Here is a 16,021-nt window from a genome sequence, read left to right as displayed (position 1 = left end):
ATCTGCATGTATCTATAACATGCATACAGATTGTATGTAAACGAGGACTGCATGCGTCGCTCAAACAAGGATCGCACCGAAGCCACACGGCAAACCCTTATGGACCACGCCCGTGAACTCTTTGTGGAGCGCGGCTACAACGAGACGGCGACGCCCGACATCGTCGCGGCCGCCGGCGTGACGCGCGGCGCCCTCTATCACCATTTCGCGGACAAAAGGGACCTGTTCCTCGCCGTCATCGACCGGGAGGCGGAGCGGGTCGCCGCCGAGATTGCGGGGGCCGCCGGCGAGGCGGTTTCGGCACGCGACGCGCTCGTCCGAGGCATCGCCACCTATTTTTCCGCGATGGCTGTACCGGGCCGCAGCCGCCTGCTGTTGCTCGACGGTCCTGCGGTGATGGGGATCGAAGGCGGTCGCGCCACCGATTGCGATCACGCCGAGGCGAGTCTCCGCGACGGGCTCGAAGCCTATCTTCGCGAAACCGGTTCGGATCTCGCCGGGCTCGATCCCCTGACACGTGTGCTTTCTGCCGCCTTCGACCGCGCGGTTCTGGCGATTGCGGCGGGAGAGAGCCGCGAGACCTACGAGCAGGCGATCATCCGCCTGATCGACGGGCTCGTTACTCGGCCATCCCGATGACCTGCGGCGGCAGTTCGACGAGCGGGGCGGGCACGTCGCAGCTCTTCTCCGGCGACTTGCAGAGGTCGGCGATGACGCAGCGTTCGCATTCGGGCCGGCGTGCCTTGCAGACATAACGGCCGTGCAGGATCAGCCAGTGATGGGCGTGGAAGAGGTACTCCTCCGGGATGACCCGCAGCAGCCTTTCCTCGACTTCGTCCGGGCTCTTTCCGGGCGCAAGCCTGATCCGGTTGGCGATGCGGAAGATATGGGTGTCGACGGCGATGGTCGGGATGCCGAAGGCCATGGACATGACGACGTTGGCGGTCTTGCGTCCGACGCCGGGCAAGGTCACCAGTTCCTCGCGCGTGCGCGGCACTTCGCCGTCGAAATCCTCGATCAGCTTTCTCGAAAGGGCGATGACGTTCTTCGCCTTGTTGCGATAAAGCCCGATCGTCTTGATGTGGTCGCGCAGCCGCTCCTCGCCGAGGTCGAGCATCTTCTGCGGCGTGTCGGCGACCTTGAACAGCGCCCGCGTCGCCTTGTTCACGCCGGCATCGGTCGCCTGCGCCGAGAGCGCCACGGCGACGACAAGGGTAAAAGCGTTGACGTGTTCGAGTTCGCCCTTCGGTTCGGGACGCTGCACCGAGAAGCGACGGAACATCTCCTGAAGCTCCGCCCTGGTATAGGCAGACCTCGGCGCGACCTTGCGTCGCGCACCGTTCTGGTTTGACTTTTGCGAAGTTTGGGCGCTGGATTTTTTCTTCGGATCGGTCATTGTCAATCTATAGTCGGGCGCCATGACGAAAGGCAATGTGGGCATGAAGGAACCCCCGGTTTTCGCGGCGGAACTGACGCCGTACCGTTCTCTCGGCCGGCGGGGCTTTCGCGTCCTTCTGGTGTTGACCGGTGCCGTCTGTGCGGTTCACGCGGTGTTCTTCGTCGCCACAGGCGCCTGGCCCATCGGTTTCTTCTTCGGCCTCGACTTCCTGCTTCTCTACGGTGCGTTCCTGCTCAACTATCGCTCCGGACGGGCCCGCGAGGAGGTGCTGGTGTCGCGCACCGCGCTCGCGATCCGCAAGTTCACGCCCTCGGGGCGGATGACGGAACACCGTTTCAATCCGTTCTGGGCGCGGTTCTTCGTCCGTCGGCACAGCGAGATCGGCATCGTCTCGATGCAGGTATCGGGGGAGGGCAGGCGGACCGACATCGGCTCGTTCCTCAACCCGGAGGACCGTGAGAGCTTTGCCAGGGCCTTCAATGCGGCGCTGGCGACGGTCAAGCAGAGGCTTTGAGCCGTGGGGCAAGAAACGGGTGGTTCGCGCCCGCCCGATATGGTGATGTCATCCGAAAAGGAGTTCGCCATGACCATTGCACAGATGATTTCCCGCTCCGCCGGTGAGCTCGCGCCTGTCGATGTCACGCCCGAAGGTGGCGACTATGAGACGGTACGCCGGGTCATAGAGATGCTGACGCTCGACTATCGTGACCAGCCGTCGCTGGAGACGATCGCCGCGCGGCTCAACCAGTCGCCGACGCAGTTGCAGAAGACTTTCAGCCGCTGGGCGGGGCTTTCGCCCAAGGCCTTCTTGCAGGCCGTGACCCTCGACCACGCCAAGCGGCTGTTGCGCGAGGAAGAGATGCCGATCCTCGAAACCTCGCTCGAGCTCGGGCTTTCCGGTCCCGGCCGGTTGCACGATCTCTTCGTCACTCACGAGGCGATGTCGCCCGGCGAGTGGAAGCAGAAGGGCGAGGGACTGACGATCCGCTACGGCTTTCACCCGTCGCCCTTCGGGCTGGCACTGGTGATGGCGACGGAAAGAGGTCTTTCCGGGCTCGCCTTTGCCGAGAGCGGCAACGAAATCGCCTGCTTCGAGGACATGGCGTCGCGCTGGCCGAATGCGCGCTACGTGGCCGACCAGGCGGCGACGGCGCCCTATGCCGCGCGGATATTCGATCCGGGCCGCTGGAGCAACGAGCAGCCGCTGAGGGTGGTGCTCATCGGCTCGGATTTCCAGCTCCGCGTCTGGCAGAGCCTGTTGCGCATCCCGCTCGGCAAGGCCGTGACCTATTCCGACATTGCCCGCGACATCGGCCAGCCGGCGGCGAGCCGCGCCGTCGGGGCGGCGGTCGGTCGCAATCCGATCTCCTTCGTGGTGCCCTGCCACCGCGCGCTCGGAAAGGGCGGCGCGCTCACCGGCTACCATTGGGGACTGACGCGCAAGCGGGCCATGCTCGGCTGGGAGGCCGGTCAGCTGAGCGGGTGAGGCCAGCGGAAAAATCCATTCCGTAAATCGATTGAAATCGTGACCGTCCCGTTCTTGACTTTGCCATCTTCGGCTGGTGATAGTCGGGCACATTTCCGGAGGCCCGGATAGAACAGGGAATAGGACCATGACTTCCAAACTCGAGCAGCTTCGTTCCATGACCACCGTCGTCGCCGACACCGGTGACATCGAGGCTGTGGCCCGTCTGAAACCGGTGGACTGCACGACCAACCCGACCATCGTCCTGAAGGCGCTCGGCACCCACATGTTCGACGACACCTTCAAGGAGGCGATCGCCTGGGGCAAGTCGAAGGGCGGTTCCAGCGAGGCCGCGGCCGCGGCCGTCGCGGACAGATTGGCCGTCGCCGTCGGCGCAGCGCTCGCGAAGATCGTACCGGGCCGTGTCTCCACCGAGGTCGATGCCGATCTTTCCTTCGACATGCAGGGCTCGATCGCCAAGGCGCACGAGATCATCGCTGGTTACAAGGAACTCGGCATTGAGCGCGAGCGCGTGCTGATCAAGCTCGCTTCCACCTGGGAAGGCATCCGCGCGGCGGAAGTCCTGCAGAGCGAAGGCATCGACTGCAACCTGACGCTGCTCTTCTCCAAGGCCCAGGCCATCGCCTGCGCCGAGGCCAACGCCTTCCTCATCTCGCCCTTCGTCGGCCGTATCCTCGACTGGTACAAGAAGTCGACCGGTGACACCTACACCTCGGAGACCGATCCGGGCGTTCTGTCGGTCCGCTCGATCTACAATTACTATAAGGCGAACGGCATCAAGACGGTCGTCATGGGCGCCTCCTTCCGCAATGCAGGCGAAATCGAAGCGCTCGCCGGCTGCGACCGGCTGACGATCGCGCCCGCACTGCTCGATGAACTCGACGCCGACAAGGGGACACTCGAACGCAAGCTCGCCCCCGAGGCGACCGTTCCGGAGCCGCGGATCTCGCTCGACGAGAAGGCCTTCCGCTGGATGCTCAACGAGGACGCCATGGCGACCGAAAAGCTCGCCGAGGGCATCCGCAGCTTCTACAAGGATCTCGTCGCCCTGCGCGAGAAGGTCGCCAAGGCGCTCGCCGAATAAGACGGCAATCCTGCCGGACAAATGAAAGGCGCTCCGGAAACGGGGCGCCTTTTTCGTAGAGCGTCAGTCGTCGCCCATCACCACCGCATCGGGGACATAGTAGGTCTCGGCTCCGTCCACGGTGACCACAGCGTCACCACCCTGCTTGCGGCTGCGGATGTCGGAGCCCTCGATGCCGGTGAAGCGGCCGGCGCGGTAGTCGAGACGGCGGCGCGAACCGTCGGGTGCGGTGATCTCGATCGTCGCCATGGGTCCCTTGCGGACGATGCCGTAGTCGCAGGAAGCGAAGCCGTCGAATCCCGGCAGCCGGCAGCGAAGTCTGCCGGTGGCGTCGTAAGGATGGCCGGGCAGCAGATAGCCGTCATCCGGATAGGGCGGCGGGTTTGAGCCCCAGTCCTCGACCAGGAAGCGGCCGTTCACCCAGCCGCTCACGCGCGGCCGGTCCGTGGTGGCGATGCGGCACCAGTAGCCGCTCTCCTGTTCGAGGCAGCCGAGGTTCTTCACCGGCATGCCCTCCGCCAGCTCGGCGATCACGCGGAAATTCAGGCCGGCGCCGGAACGGATCGCGAGGAGACCGCCCGGCGGCAGGCCGTAGACATGCCAGACATAGGGATCGTCCGGGTCGTTGTAGCCGGGCTGCGGCGCGGGATAGAGACGTGGATCGCCGTTCGGCGGCAATGTCTGGGCGAGGGTTGTGTCGGCCGCGCCGGCCGCAAAGGCGGCAAGTGTGGCTATAACTAGCGTCAGCATGACGAGAAAGCGCATCGAAACTCCCTTAATCGCATCGAACAAAGTCGATCCGTCTTGAACGCCCGCCGACTATCGCCGGCAAATGGTAAACGCAGTGACATGTTGGCTACGCGACTGGCCACAATTGCAATGTGGGATTGCGCCGGCTATTTCTGCTTGGACACTACACGGAGGTTTGAGTCTATGGCAGATGCTGTCACACTGGACGCCATGATACATCGTGATGATTTTGCTGTAATAGGGCCACCGCTAAATTCGGCTGAACCCATACGGACTCTTTCAATCGAGAATGTAACAAGTAGTGGTATGCTTGTGCCCCTTCTTAGAAAACCTGATTTTCAGAGGGAAACAAATCACTGGTCCCCTTATCAAGTTGTAACATTCCTGGAAAGTTTTTTAGATAACGAGCTAATTCCGTCGCTTATACTTTGGCAATCGCAATCATATGTGTTTGTTATTGATGGAGGACACCGACTGAGCGCACTGAGGGCTTGGATCGAAGATGATTATGGAGATGGAGCCATATCGCGCAAATACTTCGGGAATGAGATAAGCCGCTCACAGCTCGGTATAGCGAAAAAGACGAGAGAGCTCGTAAATTCCAGAATTGGTAGCTATCGAGATATTAAGGATGCCCTTGTCAATCCTGATGTATACACGGAAGACAAGGTGCAGAGGTCTCGTAATATGGCGACACGCTCATTATCTCTTCAATGGGTGAATGGAGATGCTGCAAAGGCCGAGAGCTCATTCTTCAAGATCAACACTCAAGGTACTCCGTTGGATAAGACGGAGGAAACGATCCTCAAAAATAGATATAGGTCAGTTGCTATCGCTGCGCGGTCAATTGTCCGTGCCGCAACGGGACATAAGTATTGGTCTAAATTTGAACTTGATGTTAAGGATAAAATAGAGAAAAATGCCGTACTAATACACCATGCGCTATTTAATCCAGAGGTTGATACGCCAATAAAGACATTGGATTTACCTGTCGGCGGGGCAAAGTCGCCAATTTCAGCTTTGGAAATGTTAATGGGGCTTATATGTATAACCAATGCTCCCCAAGGGAAATTTCAAAAGTCGCTCGAAGAATTTTCAGAGGATGAAGACGGGAGCGGAACAGTGCAGGTGCTGATTGATTGCGCCAGAGTTGTTGGACGCGCATCTGATACGCTCCCCGGCAGCCTTGGCCTTCATCCGGCGGTCTATTTCTATTCTGAGAGAGGCAGGCACATACCTGATCTTCTACTCGGAATGTTGCTGTTAATCAGAAAAAAGCTTCAAGAAAACGACAAGGAGTTTTTCCGGAAGTTCACAGATTCACGTGCTATTCTGGAGGATTATCTTGTTGAAAATAAAAGTCTGATTACCCAAAGCTTGCAGCTATCGCGTAGCGCGGTTCGTTTTATTCGCGTTTCAGAGATGTTTGAATATTTGATCGATGCATTTTATGATAAAAAAGAATTTAGTCATGAAGATCTAATTAAAGTTATATCTCCAAATTCTGTAGCAAAGATATTGGCGATAGCGGAAAAGCCGACGAGCACAAAGTTCTCAACAGATGCAAAGTCTGCGATCTTTATTCGGCAAGCTCTATCTTCAGCGATTCGGTGTCCTATATGCCATGGCTATGTTGATGCGTCTAAATCTGGATCCTATGACCATGTAGTTCGGGTGGAGGACGGGGGTGGCGGTAGCTCCGGCAACGGCCAAATCACGCACCCCTACTGCAACACAGCCGTAAAATGCTAAGAGTCGGTATCGCCCCGGCGCGATAGGTGCCGGGGCGATAACATTCAGTGCGCGATCATGACGTGGCGGACGGCGGTATAGTCTTCGAGCGCGTAAACCGACATATCCTTGCCGTAGCCCGACTGTTTCAGGCCGCCATGAGGCATCTCGTTGCACAGCATGAAGTGGGTGTTGATCCAGGTGCAGCCGTAGCGGAGCCGTGCCGCGGTCTTCATGGCGCGGGAAATGTCCTTCGTCCAGACGGAGGAGGCGAGGCCGTAATCGCTGTCGTTCGCCCATGCGATCGCATCGTCGGTCTCCGAGAAGCGGGTAACCGAGACGACGGGTCCGAAGACTTCGCGGCGGACGATCTCGTCGTCCTGCAGCGCGCCGGCGACAACGGTCGGCGTATAGAAGAAGCCCTTTTCGCCCGCGACCTTGCCGCCGGTGACGATCTCCATGTGCTTGTGCTCGGAGGCGCGGGTGACAAAGCTTTCGACGCGGTCGCGCTGGCGCTTGGAGATCAGCGGCCCGATCTCGTTCTCGGTGTCGTCGGCCTGATTGAACTTCAGCGTCGAGACGGCCGAGGCGAGGTCGGCGACGAAGTTTTCGTAGATCTTGTCGGAGGCATAGATGCGGCAGGCGGCGGTGCAGTCCTGGCCGGCATTGTAGAAGCCGAAGGTGCGGATGCCGGCGACGACCGCTTCGAGATCGGCATCGTCATAGACGATGACCGGCGCCTTGCCGCCGAGTTCGAGATGGGTGCGCTTCACCGTCTTCGCGGCGGCGGCGAGCACCTTCTTGCCGGTGGCGATATCGCCGGTGATCGATACCATGCCGATCTTCGGATTGTTGATCAGCGCATTGCCGACACTTTCGCCACGGCCGAGCACGACGTTGACCACGCCCTCCGGCAGGATATCGGCGAGCAGCTTCGCCATCTTCAGCGCGGTGAGCGGCGTCTGTTCCGACGGCTTGAAGACGACGGTGTTGCCGCCCGCGATCGCGGGCGCCAGCTTCCAGGCCATCATCATCAGCGGATAGTTCCACGGCGCGATCGAGCCGACGATGCCGACCGGGTCGCGACGGATCATCGAGGTGTGGCCGGGCAGGTATTCTCCGGCGACGGGCGCGTGCAGTGAGCGGACGGCGCCTGCGAAGAAGCGCCAGCAGTCGACGATCGCCGGAATTTCATCGTTGATGACGGCGTTGATCGGCTTGCCGCAGTTGAGCGATTCCAGCGCCGCAAAGCCGGCCGCGTCCTTCTCGATGGCGTCTGCGATCGCGAGCAGATAGCCGGCGCGCTGCGAGGGCGTCGTCGCCGACCAGCTGTCGAACGCTTTTTCCGCAGCGTCGACGGCGGCGTCGACCTGGGCGAGCGAAGCCTCGGGAAGCTCCAGAATGGTCTCGCCGGTCTTCGGATTGAGGATCTTCTCCTCGATCTCTGTGCCCTTTTCGAAGCGGCCGTCGATCAGCATCTGGGTGTCCATGTCGTTCTCCCTCATCTGGTTTGTCGGGTTATTTGCCGCTTCCCGAAATCCGGTCGGTGTCGCGGGTGAGATAATAGGCCGCCAGGATCGGCAGGAAGGTCACCATCACCACCAGCATGGCGACGACGTTGGTGACCGGCCGCTGGCGCGGGCGAATGAGTTCCTCGAGCATCCAGATCGGCAATGTCGCCTGCTGGCCGCCGGTGAAGGTGGTGACGATGACCTCATCGAACGAGAGCGCGAAGGCGAGCATGCCGCCCGCAAGCAGCGCGGTCGCGATGTTCGGCAGCACCACGTGACGGAAGGTCTGGAAACCGTCGGCGCCGAGATCCATCGACGCCTCGATCAGCGATCCCGAGGTGCGGCGGAAGCGGGCGACGGCGTTGTTGTAGACGACGACGATGCAGAAGGTGCCGTGGCCGAGGATGATCGTCCACATCGAATAGGGGATCTCCGCCAGCGAAAAGGCCGAGCGGAGCGCGATGCCGGTGACGATGCCGGGGAGCGCGATCGGCAGGATGACGAGAAGCGAGATCGCCTCGCGACCGAAGAAGGCCGAGCGCGCCACGGCGGCTGCGGCGAGCGTACCCAGCACGAGCGCGATCACCGTGGCGATGCTCGCGACCTTGACCGAGAGCGTCAGTGCTTCCCAGACGTCGGGACGGTTCCAGGCGATGGCGAACCACTGGGTGGTGAAGCCCGGTGGCGGCCACTGGAAGCTCTTCTCCTCCGTCGTGAAGGCGTAGACAAAGATCAGGAGGATCGGCAGGTGCAGGAAGAGGAGCCCGCCGGCCGCGGCGATCTTGAGCGGCCATCCGGCCGAGGAGCGGTCAGAGCGCATCGAAGGCCCCCATGCGTTTGGCAGCCCACAGATAGACGCCCATGATCGCGATCGGCACGACCGAGAAGGCGGCGGCGAGCGGCACGTTGCCGGCCGTTCCCTGCTGGGCGTAGACGGCCTGGCCGATGAAGAGGCGCGAGGAGCCAACGATCTGCGGAATGATGTAGTCGCCGAGCGTGAGCGAGAAAGTGAAGATCGAGCCGGCGACGATGCCGGGCATGGCGAGCGGAAGCAGCACGTTGCGGAAGGTCTGGCCGGGATGGGCGCCGAGGTCGGAGGAGGCCTCGATAAGGTTGCCCGGGACACGCTCAAGTGCGGCCTGGATCGGCAGGATCATAAAGGGCAGCCACACGTAGACGAAGACGAGGAAGGTGCCGATGTAGCTGATCGACAGCGAGTTTCCACCGATCACCGGAAGCGCAAGGATGCCGTCGAGGAGCCAGGAAAGGCCGAGACGGTCGAAGGCCCAGGTGAGGATGCCTTCCTTGGCGAGGATCAGTTTCCACGCATAGACTTTGACCAGATAGCTCGACCAGAGCGGCAGCATGACGCCGAGATAGAAGAAGGCCTTCCAGCGGCCGGTCGCGTAGCGGGCGGCATAGTAGGCGATCGGGAAGGCAAGCACCGCCGAGGCGAGCGTTACCGCCGCGGCCATCAGAATCGTTCGCACGATGATGTCGAAATTGGTCGGCACCAGGAGCTGACGATAGGTGGAAAGGGTCAGTTCGTAGCTGATGAGGCCGGAGAAATCGTCGATCGAGAAGAAGCTCTGCAAGAGCAGCGCGATGAGCGAGCCGACATAGATGATGCCGAGCCAGAGAAGCGGCGGGATGAGCATCACCGCGAGCAGCAGCGCCGGGCGGCGCCAGAAGACGTCGGAGAGGCGGCCGAAGGCGCCGGACCTGCCGGGCAGGATGGAGGCGGTCGATACGTCGCTCATGCCTCGCCGTCCATGTAGTGGAGATCGGAAGCGAGCCACGAGATCCTCGCTTCTTCGCCGGGCTTCGGCGTGGCCTGGCCCGCCGGCACCATGACGTTGAGTGCGGTCTCTCCGGCGCGCAGATGGAGGCGGGTCGTACTTCCGAGGAAGCTCTCCGACACCACGGTTGCGGCGATACCGCCTTCGGAAACGAGGCGGATCGCCTCGGGCCGCAGGCTCGCCCATTTCGCCTCGCCGCCGAGCCGCTGCATGTCGGCCGGTGCGATGACGTTGGAGGAGCCGACGAAATCTGCGACGAAACGGGTCCGCGGGCGATTGTAGATCTCCTGCGGTGTCCCCGCCTGGACGATGCCGCCGTTGTTGAAGACGGCGACCCGGTCGGCCATCGAGAGCGCCTCGCCCTGGTCGTGGGTGACGAACACGAAGGTGATGCCGAGCGAGCGCTGCAGGCTCTTCAGTTCTTCCTGCATCTGTTCGCGCAGCTTGAGGTCGAGGGCGCCGAGCGGCTCGTCGAGAAGGAGCACCTTCGGCTTGTTGACCAGCGCGCGGGCGAGCGCGACGCGCTGGCGCTGGCCGCCGGAAAGCTGGCCGGGCTTGCGGGCGCCGTAGCCGGGGAGTTTTACGAGTTCGAGCGCCTGTTCGGCGAGGCGATGGCGCTCCGCCTTCGCGACACCCTTGACCATCAGCCCGTAGGCGACGTTGTCGAGAATGCTGAGATGCGGAAAGAGCGCGTAGTCCTGGAAAACCGTGTTGACCTGGCGGCGATAGGGCGGAACGCCTTCGGCCGTTTCGCCGAAGATTTCGATATGGCCGGAGGTCGGCTGCTCGAAGCCAGCGATCAGCCTGAGGCAGGTCGTCTTGCCGGAGCCGGACGGTCCGAGCATGGCGAAGAACTCGCCGGGCGCGATCTTCAGGTCGACCGCGTCGACGGCTTTCACCGGGCCGAAATGGCGCGACACCTGCGAGAAGGAAACGGCTGCGGTCATGGGTACTCCGGATGGTTTTGGTTGGCCTCGACGTGACGCCCTCTTCTCCCCGGCGGGGAGAAGTGCCGAGCGTATGCGAGGCGATGAGGGGGCGGCACGCACGGCCCCCTCATCCGCCCTTCGGGCACCTTCTCCCCGTTGGGGAGAAGGGGATCTTAACGTCCGCCGATGACGCCGATATAGTCGGAGACCCAGCGGTGATAGGGGACGCACTCGCCCTGGCTTTCACATTTGCTGACCGGGGTCCGCCAGAAGCTGATCTTCTCGAAGTTGTCGAAGCCGTTGGTCGCGCAGCCTTCGTCGGTCAGGAGTTCGTTGCCCTTGCAGGCGGCGGGAACCGAGGGAACCGCGCCGAACCAGGCAGAGACGTCGCCCTGCACCTTCGGCGAGAGCGAGTGCTCCATCCACATGTAGGCGCAGTTCGGATGCTCGCTGTCGACATGCAGCATGGTGGTATCGGCCCAGCCGGTCGTGCCTTCCTCGGGGAAGGTCGAGTCGATCTTGGCGCCCTCGGCCTTCATCAGGTTCACCTGGAAGGGCCAGGAGCCGGACGCGACCACGCCTTCGTTCTTGAAGTCGTCGATCTGGATCATCGCGTCGTGCCAGTAGCGGCCGACGAGCTGGCGCTGGCCGCGCAGCAGGTCGAGGGCGGCCTTGTACTGGTCCTCGTTCAGTTCATAGGGGTTCTTGATGCCGAGGTCCGGCTTGTGGGCCATCAGGTAGAGGGCGGCGTCGGCGATGTAGATCGGACCGTCATAGGCCTGCACGCGGCCCTTGTTGGACTTGCCGTCGGGAAGCGTCATCTCTTCGAAGACGACGTTCCAGCTCTTCGGCGGCTGATCCTTGAAAGCCTCGGTGTTGTACATCAGCACGTTCGGGCCCCACACATAGGGCGTGCCGTAATGGGTGCCGCCGACGGTGTGCCAAGGGGCATTCTGCAGGCGCTCGTCGATGGTCTTCCAGCTCGGGATGAGATCGGTGTTGATCGGCTGGACGCGCTTGCCCGCGACGAGGCGCAGCGATGCGTCGCCCGAGGCGGTGACGAGGTCGAAGCCGCCTTCGTTCATCAGCGCCACCATTTCGTCGGAGGTGGCGGCGGTCTTCACCGTCACCTTGCAGCCGGTCTCCTGTTCGAACTTGGTGACCCAGTCGTAATTCTTGTCGGTTTCGCCGCGCTCGATATAGCCGGCCCAGGCGACGATGGAGAGCGCGCCTTCACCCTTGCCGAGTTCCTTCAGCGGTTCCTGGGCGACGGCATTGGTGGCGAAGCTGGCAACGGCAATGATTGCGGTGCACGACTGCAATAGTTTTTTCATAGCGATTTCTCCCGGTTGGGGGCCGCCTTGTCGCGGCGTTTGTTCCCGGTCGTGAACGTGACGTGAAATTGCCGCATTCGCAAATTCATTTGTCAGAACGGCGCTATCGGTTTTTCCGAATGATGAGGGATGAAGACCCTCCGAGATTTACCGTCCCCGCCCGCTTCTCAACGCCTCGGCGATGCCGACGAAGTCTCTCGCCGATTGGGGCAGGCTGGAGCCCTTGCGCCAGACCATGCCGACCTGGACCACGGGAAGGGCGCCGGAGACGTCGCGGCTTTCGATGCGGTCGCCTTCGAGCGACCAGGGGCGGTAGACGAGGTCGGGCAGCAGCGCCACACCGGCCCCGGTCGCAACCAGGCTGCGGACCGCCTCCACCGAGCGCGTGCGGAAGGCTACATGAGGGCGGGCGCCAAGGGCCGAGAGCAGCTTGCCGGTGTTCTCCTCGATTTCATCGACGGTGAGCATGATCAACGGTTCGCGGGCGATGTCGGCAATCGAGATGATGTCGGCGGAGACGAGCGGATGGCCCATCGGCAACCACAGGCGATAGGGCGAGGTTTCGAGGATCTCGGCCTGCAGCGCCATGCGGTCGCGCAGGTTGGAGATGACCATGACGGCCACATCGAGTTCGCCGCCGATCAGCAGGTGTTCGAGATAGGAGCCGTTGTCCTCGATGGCCGAAACCTCGACCCCGGGGCAGGCGCGGCGATAGCGGGCAAGCAGGTCCGAGAGCACGTAACCGGCGACCAGTGATGTGACGCCGATGTTGAGCGTGCCGCCGGTGTTCTCCTGGGTTTCGGAAAAGGCGTTGCGGGCGTCGGAGACGGTCGCCAGGATCTTGGTCGCATGGCGGAGGAACTGGTGGCCGTTATGGGTGATCGACAGGCCGCGCGGATGGCGCTCGAACAGCTCGACGCCGAGGTCGCCCTCCAGTTCCTTGATCGCCTCGGTGACGGAGGACTGCGAGATCGAAAGGTTCTGCGCTGCGCGCGTCACCGAGCCCTGCTCGGCGACGGCGACGAAATACTGTAACTGCCGAAGGGTGAATGCCATGGCCGTTTAGAGCATGACTGCGGGTGCGGGAGCAAGCAGCAGAGCCGCTGCGGCATTCCGGGACCTTTGCCCCGCGTCCCCTGCAAGGCAGGCCTGCGCAGACATGCCCTTTGCAAACGTCAAGAGACGTATACTATTAATGTTTCGATTTCTCTACGCCCTCGCGACGCGCGGCGGGCTCCTCCCGTCAGTCGCTCCATGAAATCCACTGCTCTCGGCTACCTCTTTGCGCTGCTCGCTTTCGCGATCTTCTCGGTGCAGGACGGGGTTTCCAAACATCTCGGCAGCGCTTATCCGCCGGTTCTGGTGGCGATGATCCGCTACTGGGCCTTCGCGCTCTTTGCCGTGCTTCTCGCGGTGCGCAGCCGCGGCGGGCTTCCGGCGGCGATCCGCACGCAACGTCCATGGCTGCAGGTCCTGCGCGGCGTCCTGCTCGCCGTGCAAATCCCGATCGCGATCACCGCCTTCACGCTGGTTGGGCTTGCTCAGTCGCAAGCGATCTTCGCGTCCGGCCCGCTGATCGTCGCTTTGCTCTCCGTGCCGATCCTCGGCGAGAAAGTCGGCTGGCGGCGCTGGACGGCGATCGTCGTCGGGCTCTGCGGCGTCATCCTGATCCTCGGGCCGAGCACGTCCGGGTTCAACGCGCTCGTCGTCCTGCCGCTTCTCGTTGCCCTGATCGGCGCGCTCTACGGGCTCTGCACCCGGCTCGTCAGCCGGGTGGACGGGCCGACGACCAGTTTCTTCTACATCGGCGTCGTCGGTGCCGTGGTCCTGACGATCGCCGGACCGTTCTTCTGGACGGAAATCTCCGCCTCCGACTGGAAATGGATGCTGGTCCTCTGCCTCACCGGCATCACGGCGCATTTCCTGCTCATCAAGGCCTACGACAATCTCACCGCCGTCGCCGTGCAGCCGATCTCCTATCTCCAGCTCGTCCTGGGCTCGATCCTGGCCGTCAGCGTCTTCGGCGAGACGCTGAGGCCGAACATGATCATCGGCTCTCTGATTGTGGTCGGCGCCGGCCTCTTCACCGTCTGGCGCGAGAACGTGCTCGCCCGCAGGGCCGCACAGGCGGCTCAGGGCGGGCCGGCGGCGTGAGGCGTTGAAACCCCGCGCGGCTCAGGTCAGGCTGCGGAGTTCGTCCAGACCGACCGGCGGTTCCGGGCGGAATTCGAGAGCGTAGACGCGCTTGGCACACTTCTCCCGCACGCGGTCGACCTGCTCGTGCTCGCCTTTCAGGCGCGAGCGCAGCAGTGGATCGCGGGTTCCGCTCGCGGCCATGCTCTTGTTGATCACCCAGCCATAGGGTTCGATGCCCGCACGCTTCAGGTCGCCCTGCAACGCCGCCGCTTCGGACACCGGTGTCGTCTCCGGAAGGGTCACCAGGATCACCCGCGTGTAGTTTTCGTCCTGCAGGCGCATCAGCGGCGTGACGAGCCGTCCCGGTGCATCCGCATCGAGGTGGCGGGTCATCTGCCTGTGGTAAGCGCCGGTGGCGTCGAGGAGCAGCAATGTGTGTCCGGTCGGTGCCGTATCGATGACGACGAAGGCGCTACGCGCCTCGGCGACCACGCGCGAAAAGGCGTGAAACACGGCGACCTCCTCGGTGCACGGGGAGGCGAGATCCTCGCGCAGGAGCGCTTTGCCCTCGTCGTCGAGGTCGCGACCGCGGGTCGCCATGATCTTTTCGATGTAGCGCTCCGTTTCGGCGACGGGATCGATGCGGTCGACCGTGAGGCCCGGCATCTCGCCCGCGACCACGAAGGAGAGGTGGGCGGCCGGATCGGTGGTTGTGAGGTGCACGGCGTGGCCGCGCTTCGCCAGCCCGACGGCAATCGCCGCGGCCACCGTCGTCTTGCCGACGCCGCCCTTGCCCATGACCATCACGAGGCCCTTTTCGCCGGCGGCGATCTCATCGACCAGTTCGCCGATCCCCGGCAAGTCGCCCGCAGCATTTGGCACGTCCTCCACCTGCGCCGGAGCCGCGGACGGCGCGGACAACAGCGCCCGCAACGCCGGAATGCCGACCATGTCGAAGCCGAGCAGCGGAAATTCGTCGCGCGGGCGGGCCGCGAGCGGTGCAGGCATTCCGGCGAGCGCTTCGTCCTGCTCCCGCAGGAGGGCCGCAGCCACCGGATCGGCGGGGTCGCTCGGCCTGAAGCGACCGTTGACCGCGAGCAACTGGTTAGACAGGCCGAGCTCGGCGAGTTCGTCCGAGGTGCGTGCCGCCTCGCGGATCGCGCCCTTGTCGGGGCGGGTCACGAGCACGATCGTCGTGCGCGCCGGATCGCCGAGGCAGCGCAGGGCGGCGCGGAAACGATCTTCCTGCATCTTCAGTCCGGAATGCGGGCCGAGGCACGAGGCGCCGCGCTCGTTGGTCTCCAGGAAGCCGGTCCATGCCTTCGGCAGGCTGAGGAGGCGCAATGTGTGTCCCGTCGGCGCCGTGTCGAAGATGATGTGGTCGAATTCGGGGGTGTCGTCGGCGAGCAAGCCGACGAACTCGTCGAAAGCCGCAATCTCGGTTGTGCAGGCGCCGGAAAGCTGCTCCCGGACCGTCGACACCTCCTTGCTGTCGGCCTCCGGTCCGAGCTGTTCGATGACGCGCTTGCGGTAATCCTCCGCCGCCTGTTCCGGGTCGATGTTCATCGCCGAGAGCCCCGGAACGCCGGGAATGGGCGTCGGAGTATCCGACAGGCTGACGCCCAGCATCTCGTCGAGGTTGGATGCCGGGTCGGTGCTGACGAGGAGAATACGAAGGCCGCGGTCGGCGAGCGCTATGGCGCTCGCGCAGCTGAGTGACGTCTTTCCGACCCCGCCCTTGCCGGTGAAGAAGAGAAAGCGGCTGGGGTTTTTCAGTGCGCTGAACGGGGACATGAACGCCTTCCGGAGAGGGGAACTCGATTGTACTTCCATATCTAGTATGGACAATCTGAGGCTTGATC

General features: G+C 62.9%; 15 protein-coding genes. 6 read left to right on the top strand and 9 right to left on the bottom strand.

Features of this window, described 5'->3' with window-relative positions; all coding sequences use genetic code 11:
- Positions 1-51 precede the first annotated feature (51 nt).
- Positions 52-639: a TetR/AcrR family transcriptional regulator gene (locus ACM6UT_RS02795; protein WP_416795838.1), complete on the top strand. Its 588-nt coding sequence runs from the start codon at positions 52-54 to the stop codon at positions 637-639.
- Here the strand turns inward: ACM6UT_RS02795 and nth are convergent.
- Positions 620-1,396, bottom strand: a complete 777-nt coding sequence (gene nth, locus ACM6UT_RS02790; protein ID WP_416795873.1) for an endonuclease III — start codon at positions 1,394-1,396, stop codon at positions 620-622. The genes ACM6UT_RS02795 and nth overlap by 20 nt on opposite strands.
- Before the next feature lie 43 nt (positions 1,397-1,439).
- Between nth and ACM6UT_RS02785 the strand changes: the two genes are divergently transcribed.
- The 3 genes from ACM6UT_RS02785 (at position 1,440) to tal (ending at position 3,969) form a co-directional block, all read left to right on the top strand.
- Entirely contained in the window at positions 1,440-1,913 is a 474-nt protein-coding gene (locus tag ACM6UT_RS02785; RefSeq protein ID WP_416795837.1) for a DUF2244 domain-containing protein, read from the top strand.
- Between the two features lie 69 nt (positions 1,914-1,982).
- Entirely contained in the window at positions 1,983-2,885 is a 903-nt protein-coding gene (locus ACM6UT_RS02780; protein WP_416795836.1) for a methylated-DNA--[protein]-cysteine S-methyltransferase, read from the top strand.
- Positions 2,886-3,012: 127 nt separating this feature from the next.
- Positions 3,013-3,969, top strand: a complete 957-nt coding sequence (gene tal, locus ACM6UT_RS02775) for a transaldolase (protein WP_416795835.1) — start codon at positions 3,013-3,015, stop codon at positions 3,967-3,969.
- Positions 3,970-4,032: 63 nt separating this feature from the next.
- Here tal and ACM6UT_RS02770 read toward each other — a convergent pair whose 3' ends face one another.
- Complete coding sequence (locus ACM6UT_RS02770; RefSeq protein ID WP_416795834.1) at positions 4,033-4,734, bottom strand: SH3 domain-containing protein; 702 nt, start codon at positions 4,732-4,734, stop codon at positions 4,033-4,035.
- 168 nt (positions 4,735-4,902) lie between these two features.
- On the opposite strand from ACM6UT_RS02770, the gene ACM6UT_RS02765 reads away from it, so the two are divergent.
- On the top strand, positions 4,903-6,471 hold the full coding sequence (locus tag ACM6UT_RS02765; protein ID WP_416795833.1) for a DUF262 domain-containing protein: 1,569 nt from the start codon (positions 4,903-4,905) through the stop codon (positions 6,469-6,471).
- A 44-nt stretch (positions 6,472-6,515) separates the two neighbouring features.
- Here ACM6UT_RS02765 and ACM6UT_RS02760 read toward each other — a convergent pair whose 3' ends face one another.
- The 6 genes from ACM6UT_RS02760 to ACM6UT_RS02735 form a co-directional block, all read right to left on the bottom strand.
- Positions 6,516-7,940 carry a gamma-aminobutyraldehyde dehydrogenase gene (locus ACM6UT_RS02760; protein ID WP_416795832.1) on the bottom strand — a complete coding sequence of 475 codons (1,425 nt, stop codon included), beginning with the start codon at positions 7,938-7,940 and terminating at the stop codon, positions 6,516-6,518.
- A 28-nt stretch (positions 7,941-7,968) separates the two neighbouring features.
- Complete coding sequence (locus tag ACM6UT_RS02755; RefSeq protein WP_416795831.1) at positions 7,969-8,781, bottom strand: ABC transporter permease; 813 nt, start codon at positions 8,779-8,781, stop codon at positions 7,969-7,971.
- Entirely contained in the window at positions 8,771-9,721 is a 951-nt protein-coding gene (locus tag ACM6UT_RS02750) for an ABC transporter permease (protein ID WP_416795830.1), read from the bottom strand. Before ACM6UT_RS02750 ends, ACM6UT_RS02755 begins: the two co-directional genes overlap by 11 nt.
- Entirely contained in the window at positions 9,718-10,707 is a 990-nt protein-coding gene (locus ACM6UT_RS02745; protein WP_416795829.1) for an ABC transporter ATP-binding protein, read from the bottom strand. The genes ACM6UT_RS02750 and ACM6UT_RS02745 overlap by 4 nt, the downstream gene beginning before the upstream one ends.
- Before the next feature lie 155 nt (positions 10,708-10,862).
- Positions 10,863-12,023 carry an ABC transporter substrate-binding protein gene (locus ACM6UT_RS02740; RefSeq protein ID WP_416795828.1) on the bottom strand — a complete coding sequence of 387 codons (1,161 nt, stop codon included), beginning with the start codon at positions 12,021-12,023 and terminating at the stop codon, positions 10,863-10,865.
- A gap of 147 nt (positions 12,024-12,170) precedes the next feature.
- A complete protein-coding gene (locus ACM6UT_RS02735) occupies positions 12,171-13,079 on the bottom strand; it encodes a LysR family transcriptional regulator (RefSeq protein ID WP_416795827.1) in 909 nt (302 codons plus the stop codon).
- A gap of 198 nt (positions 13,080-13,277) precedes the next feature.
- On the opposite strand from ACM6UT_RS02735, the gene ACM6UT_RS02730 reads away from it, so the two are divergent.
- A complete protein-coding gene (locus ACM6UT_RS02730) occupies positions 13,278-14,177 on the top strand; it encodes a DMT family transporter (protein ID WP_416795826.1) in 900 nt (299 codons plus the stop codon).
- Between the two features lie 21 nt (positions 14,178-14,198).
- On the opposite strand, the gene arsA is transcribed toward ACM6UT_RS02730, so the two are convergent.
- Positions 14,199-15,953: an arsenical pump-driving ATPase gene (gene arsA / locus ACM6UT_RS02725; protein ID WP_416795825.1), complete on the bottom strand. Its 1,755-nt coding sequence runs from the start codon at positions 15,951-15,953 to the stop codon at positions 14,199-14,201.
- Positions 15,954-16,021 lie beyond the last annotated feature (68 nt).

This window comes from Ciceribacter azotifigens (genome assembly GCF_048159625.1).
Classification (GTDB): domain Bacteria; phylum Pseudomonadota; class Alphaproteobacteria; order Rhizobiales; family Rhizobiaceae; genus Allorhizobium; species Allorhizobium azotifigens.
The sequence above is the reverse complement of the archived record's forward strand: the minus strand, read 5'-3'. Positions and strand labels throughout refer to the sequence as shown.

Bases quoted from the DNA above. Each gene is read 5' to 3' on its own strand.
- ACM6UT_RS02760 (WP_416795832.1), bottom strand. From the start codon at position 7,940: ATGGACACCCAGATGCTGATCGACGGCCGCTTCGAAAAGGGCACAGAG.
- ACM6UT_RS02785 (WP_416795837.1), top strand. From the start codon at position 1,440: ATGAAGGAACCCCCGGTTTTCGCGGCGGAACTGACGCCGTACCGTTCT.
- ACM6UT_RS02780 (WP_416795836.1), top strand. From the start codon at position 1,983: ATGACCATTGCACAGATGATTTCCCGCTCCGCCGGTGAGCTCGCGCCT.
- ACM6UT_RS02740 (WP_416795828.1), bottom strand. From the start codon at position 12,023: ATGAAAAAACTATTGCAGTCGTGCACCGCAATCATTGCCGTTGCCAGC.
- nth (WP_416795873.1), bottom strand. From the start codon at position 1,396: ATGACCGATCCGAAGAAAAAATCCAGCGCCCAAACTTCGCAAAAGTCA.
- ACM6UT_RS02745 (WP_416795829.1), bottom strand. From the start codon at position 10,707: ATGACCGCAGCCGTTTCCTTCTCGCAGGTGTCGCGCCATTTCGGCCCG.
- tal (WP_416795835.1), top strand. From the start codon at position 3,013: ATGACTTCCAAACTCGAGCAGCTTCGTTCCATGACCACCGTCGTCGCC.
- ACM6UT_RS02750 (WP_416795830.1), bottom strand. From the start codon at position 9,721: ATGAGCGACGTATCGACCGCCTCCATCCTGCCCGGCAGGTCCGGCGCC.
- ACM6UT_RS02770 (WP_416795834.1), bottom strand. From the start codon at position 4,734: ATGCGCTTTCTCGTCATGCTGACGCTAGTTATAGCCACACTTGCCGCC.
- ACM6UT_RS02795 (WP_416795838.1), top strand. From the start codon at position 52: ATGCGTCGCTCAAACAAGGATCGCACCGAAGCCACACGGCAAACCCTT.
- ACM6UT_RS02765 (WP_416795833.1), top strand. From the start codon at position 4,903: ATGGCAGATGCTGTCACACTGGACGCCATGATACATCGTGATGATTTT.
- ACM6UT_RS02755 (WP_416795831.1), bottom strand. From the start codon at position 8,781: ATGCGCTCTGACCGCTCCTCGGCCGGATGGCCGCTCAAGATCGCCGCG.
- ACM6UT_RS02735 (WP_416795827.1), bottom strand. From the start codon at position 13,079: ATGGCATTCACCCTTCGGCAGTTACAGTATTTCGTCGCCGTCGCCGAG.
- ACM6UT_RS02730 (WP_416795826.1), top strand. From the start codon at position 13,278: ATGAAATCCACTGCTCTCGGCTACCTCTTTGCGCTGCTCGCTTTCGCG.
- arsA (WP_416795825.1), bottom strand. From the start codon at position 15,953: ATGTCCCCGTTCAGCGCACTGAAAAACCCCAGCCGCTTTCTCTTCTTC.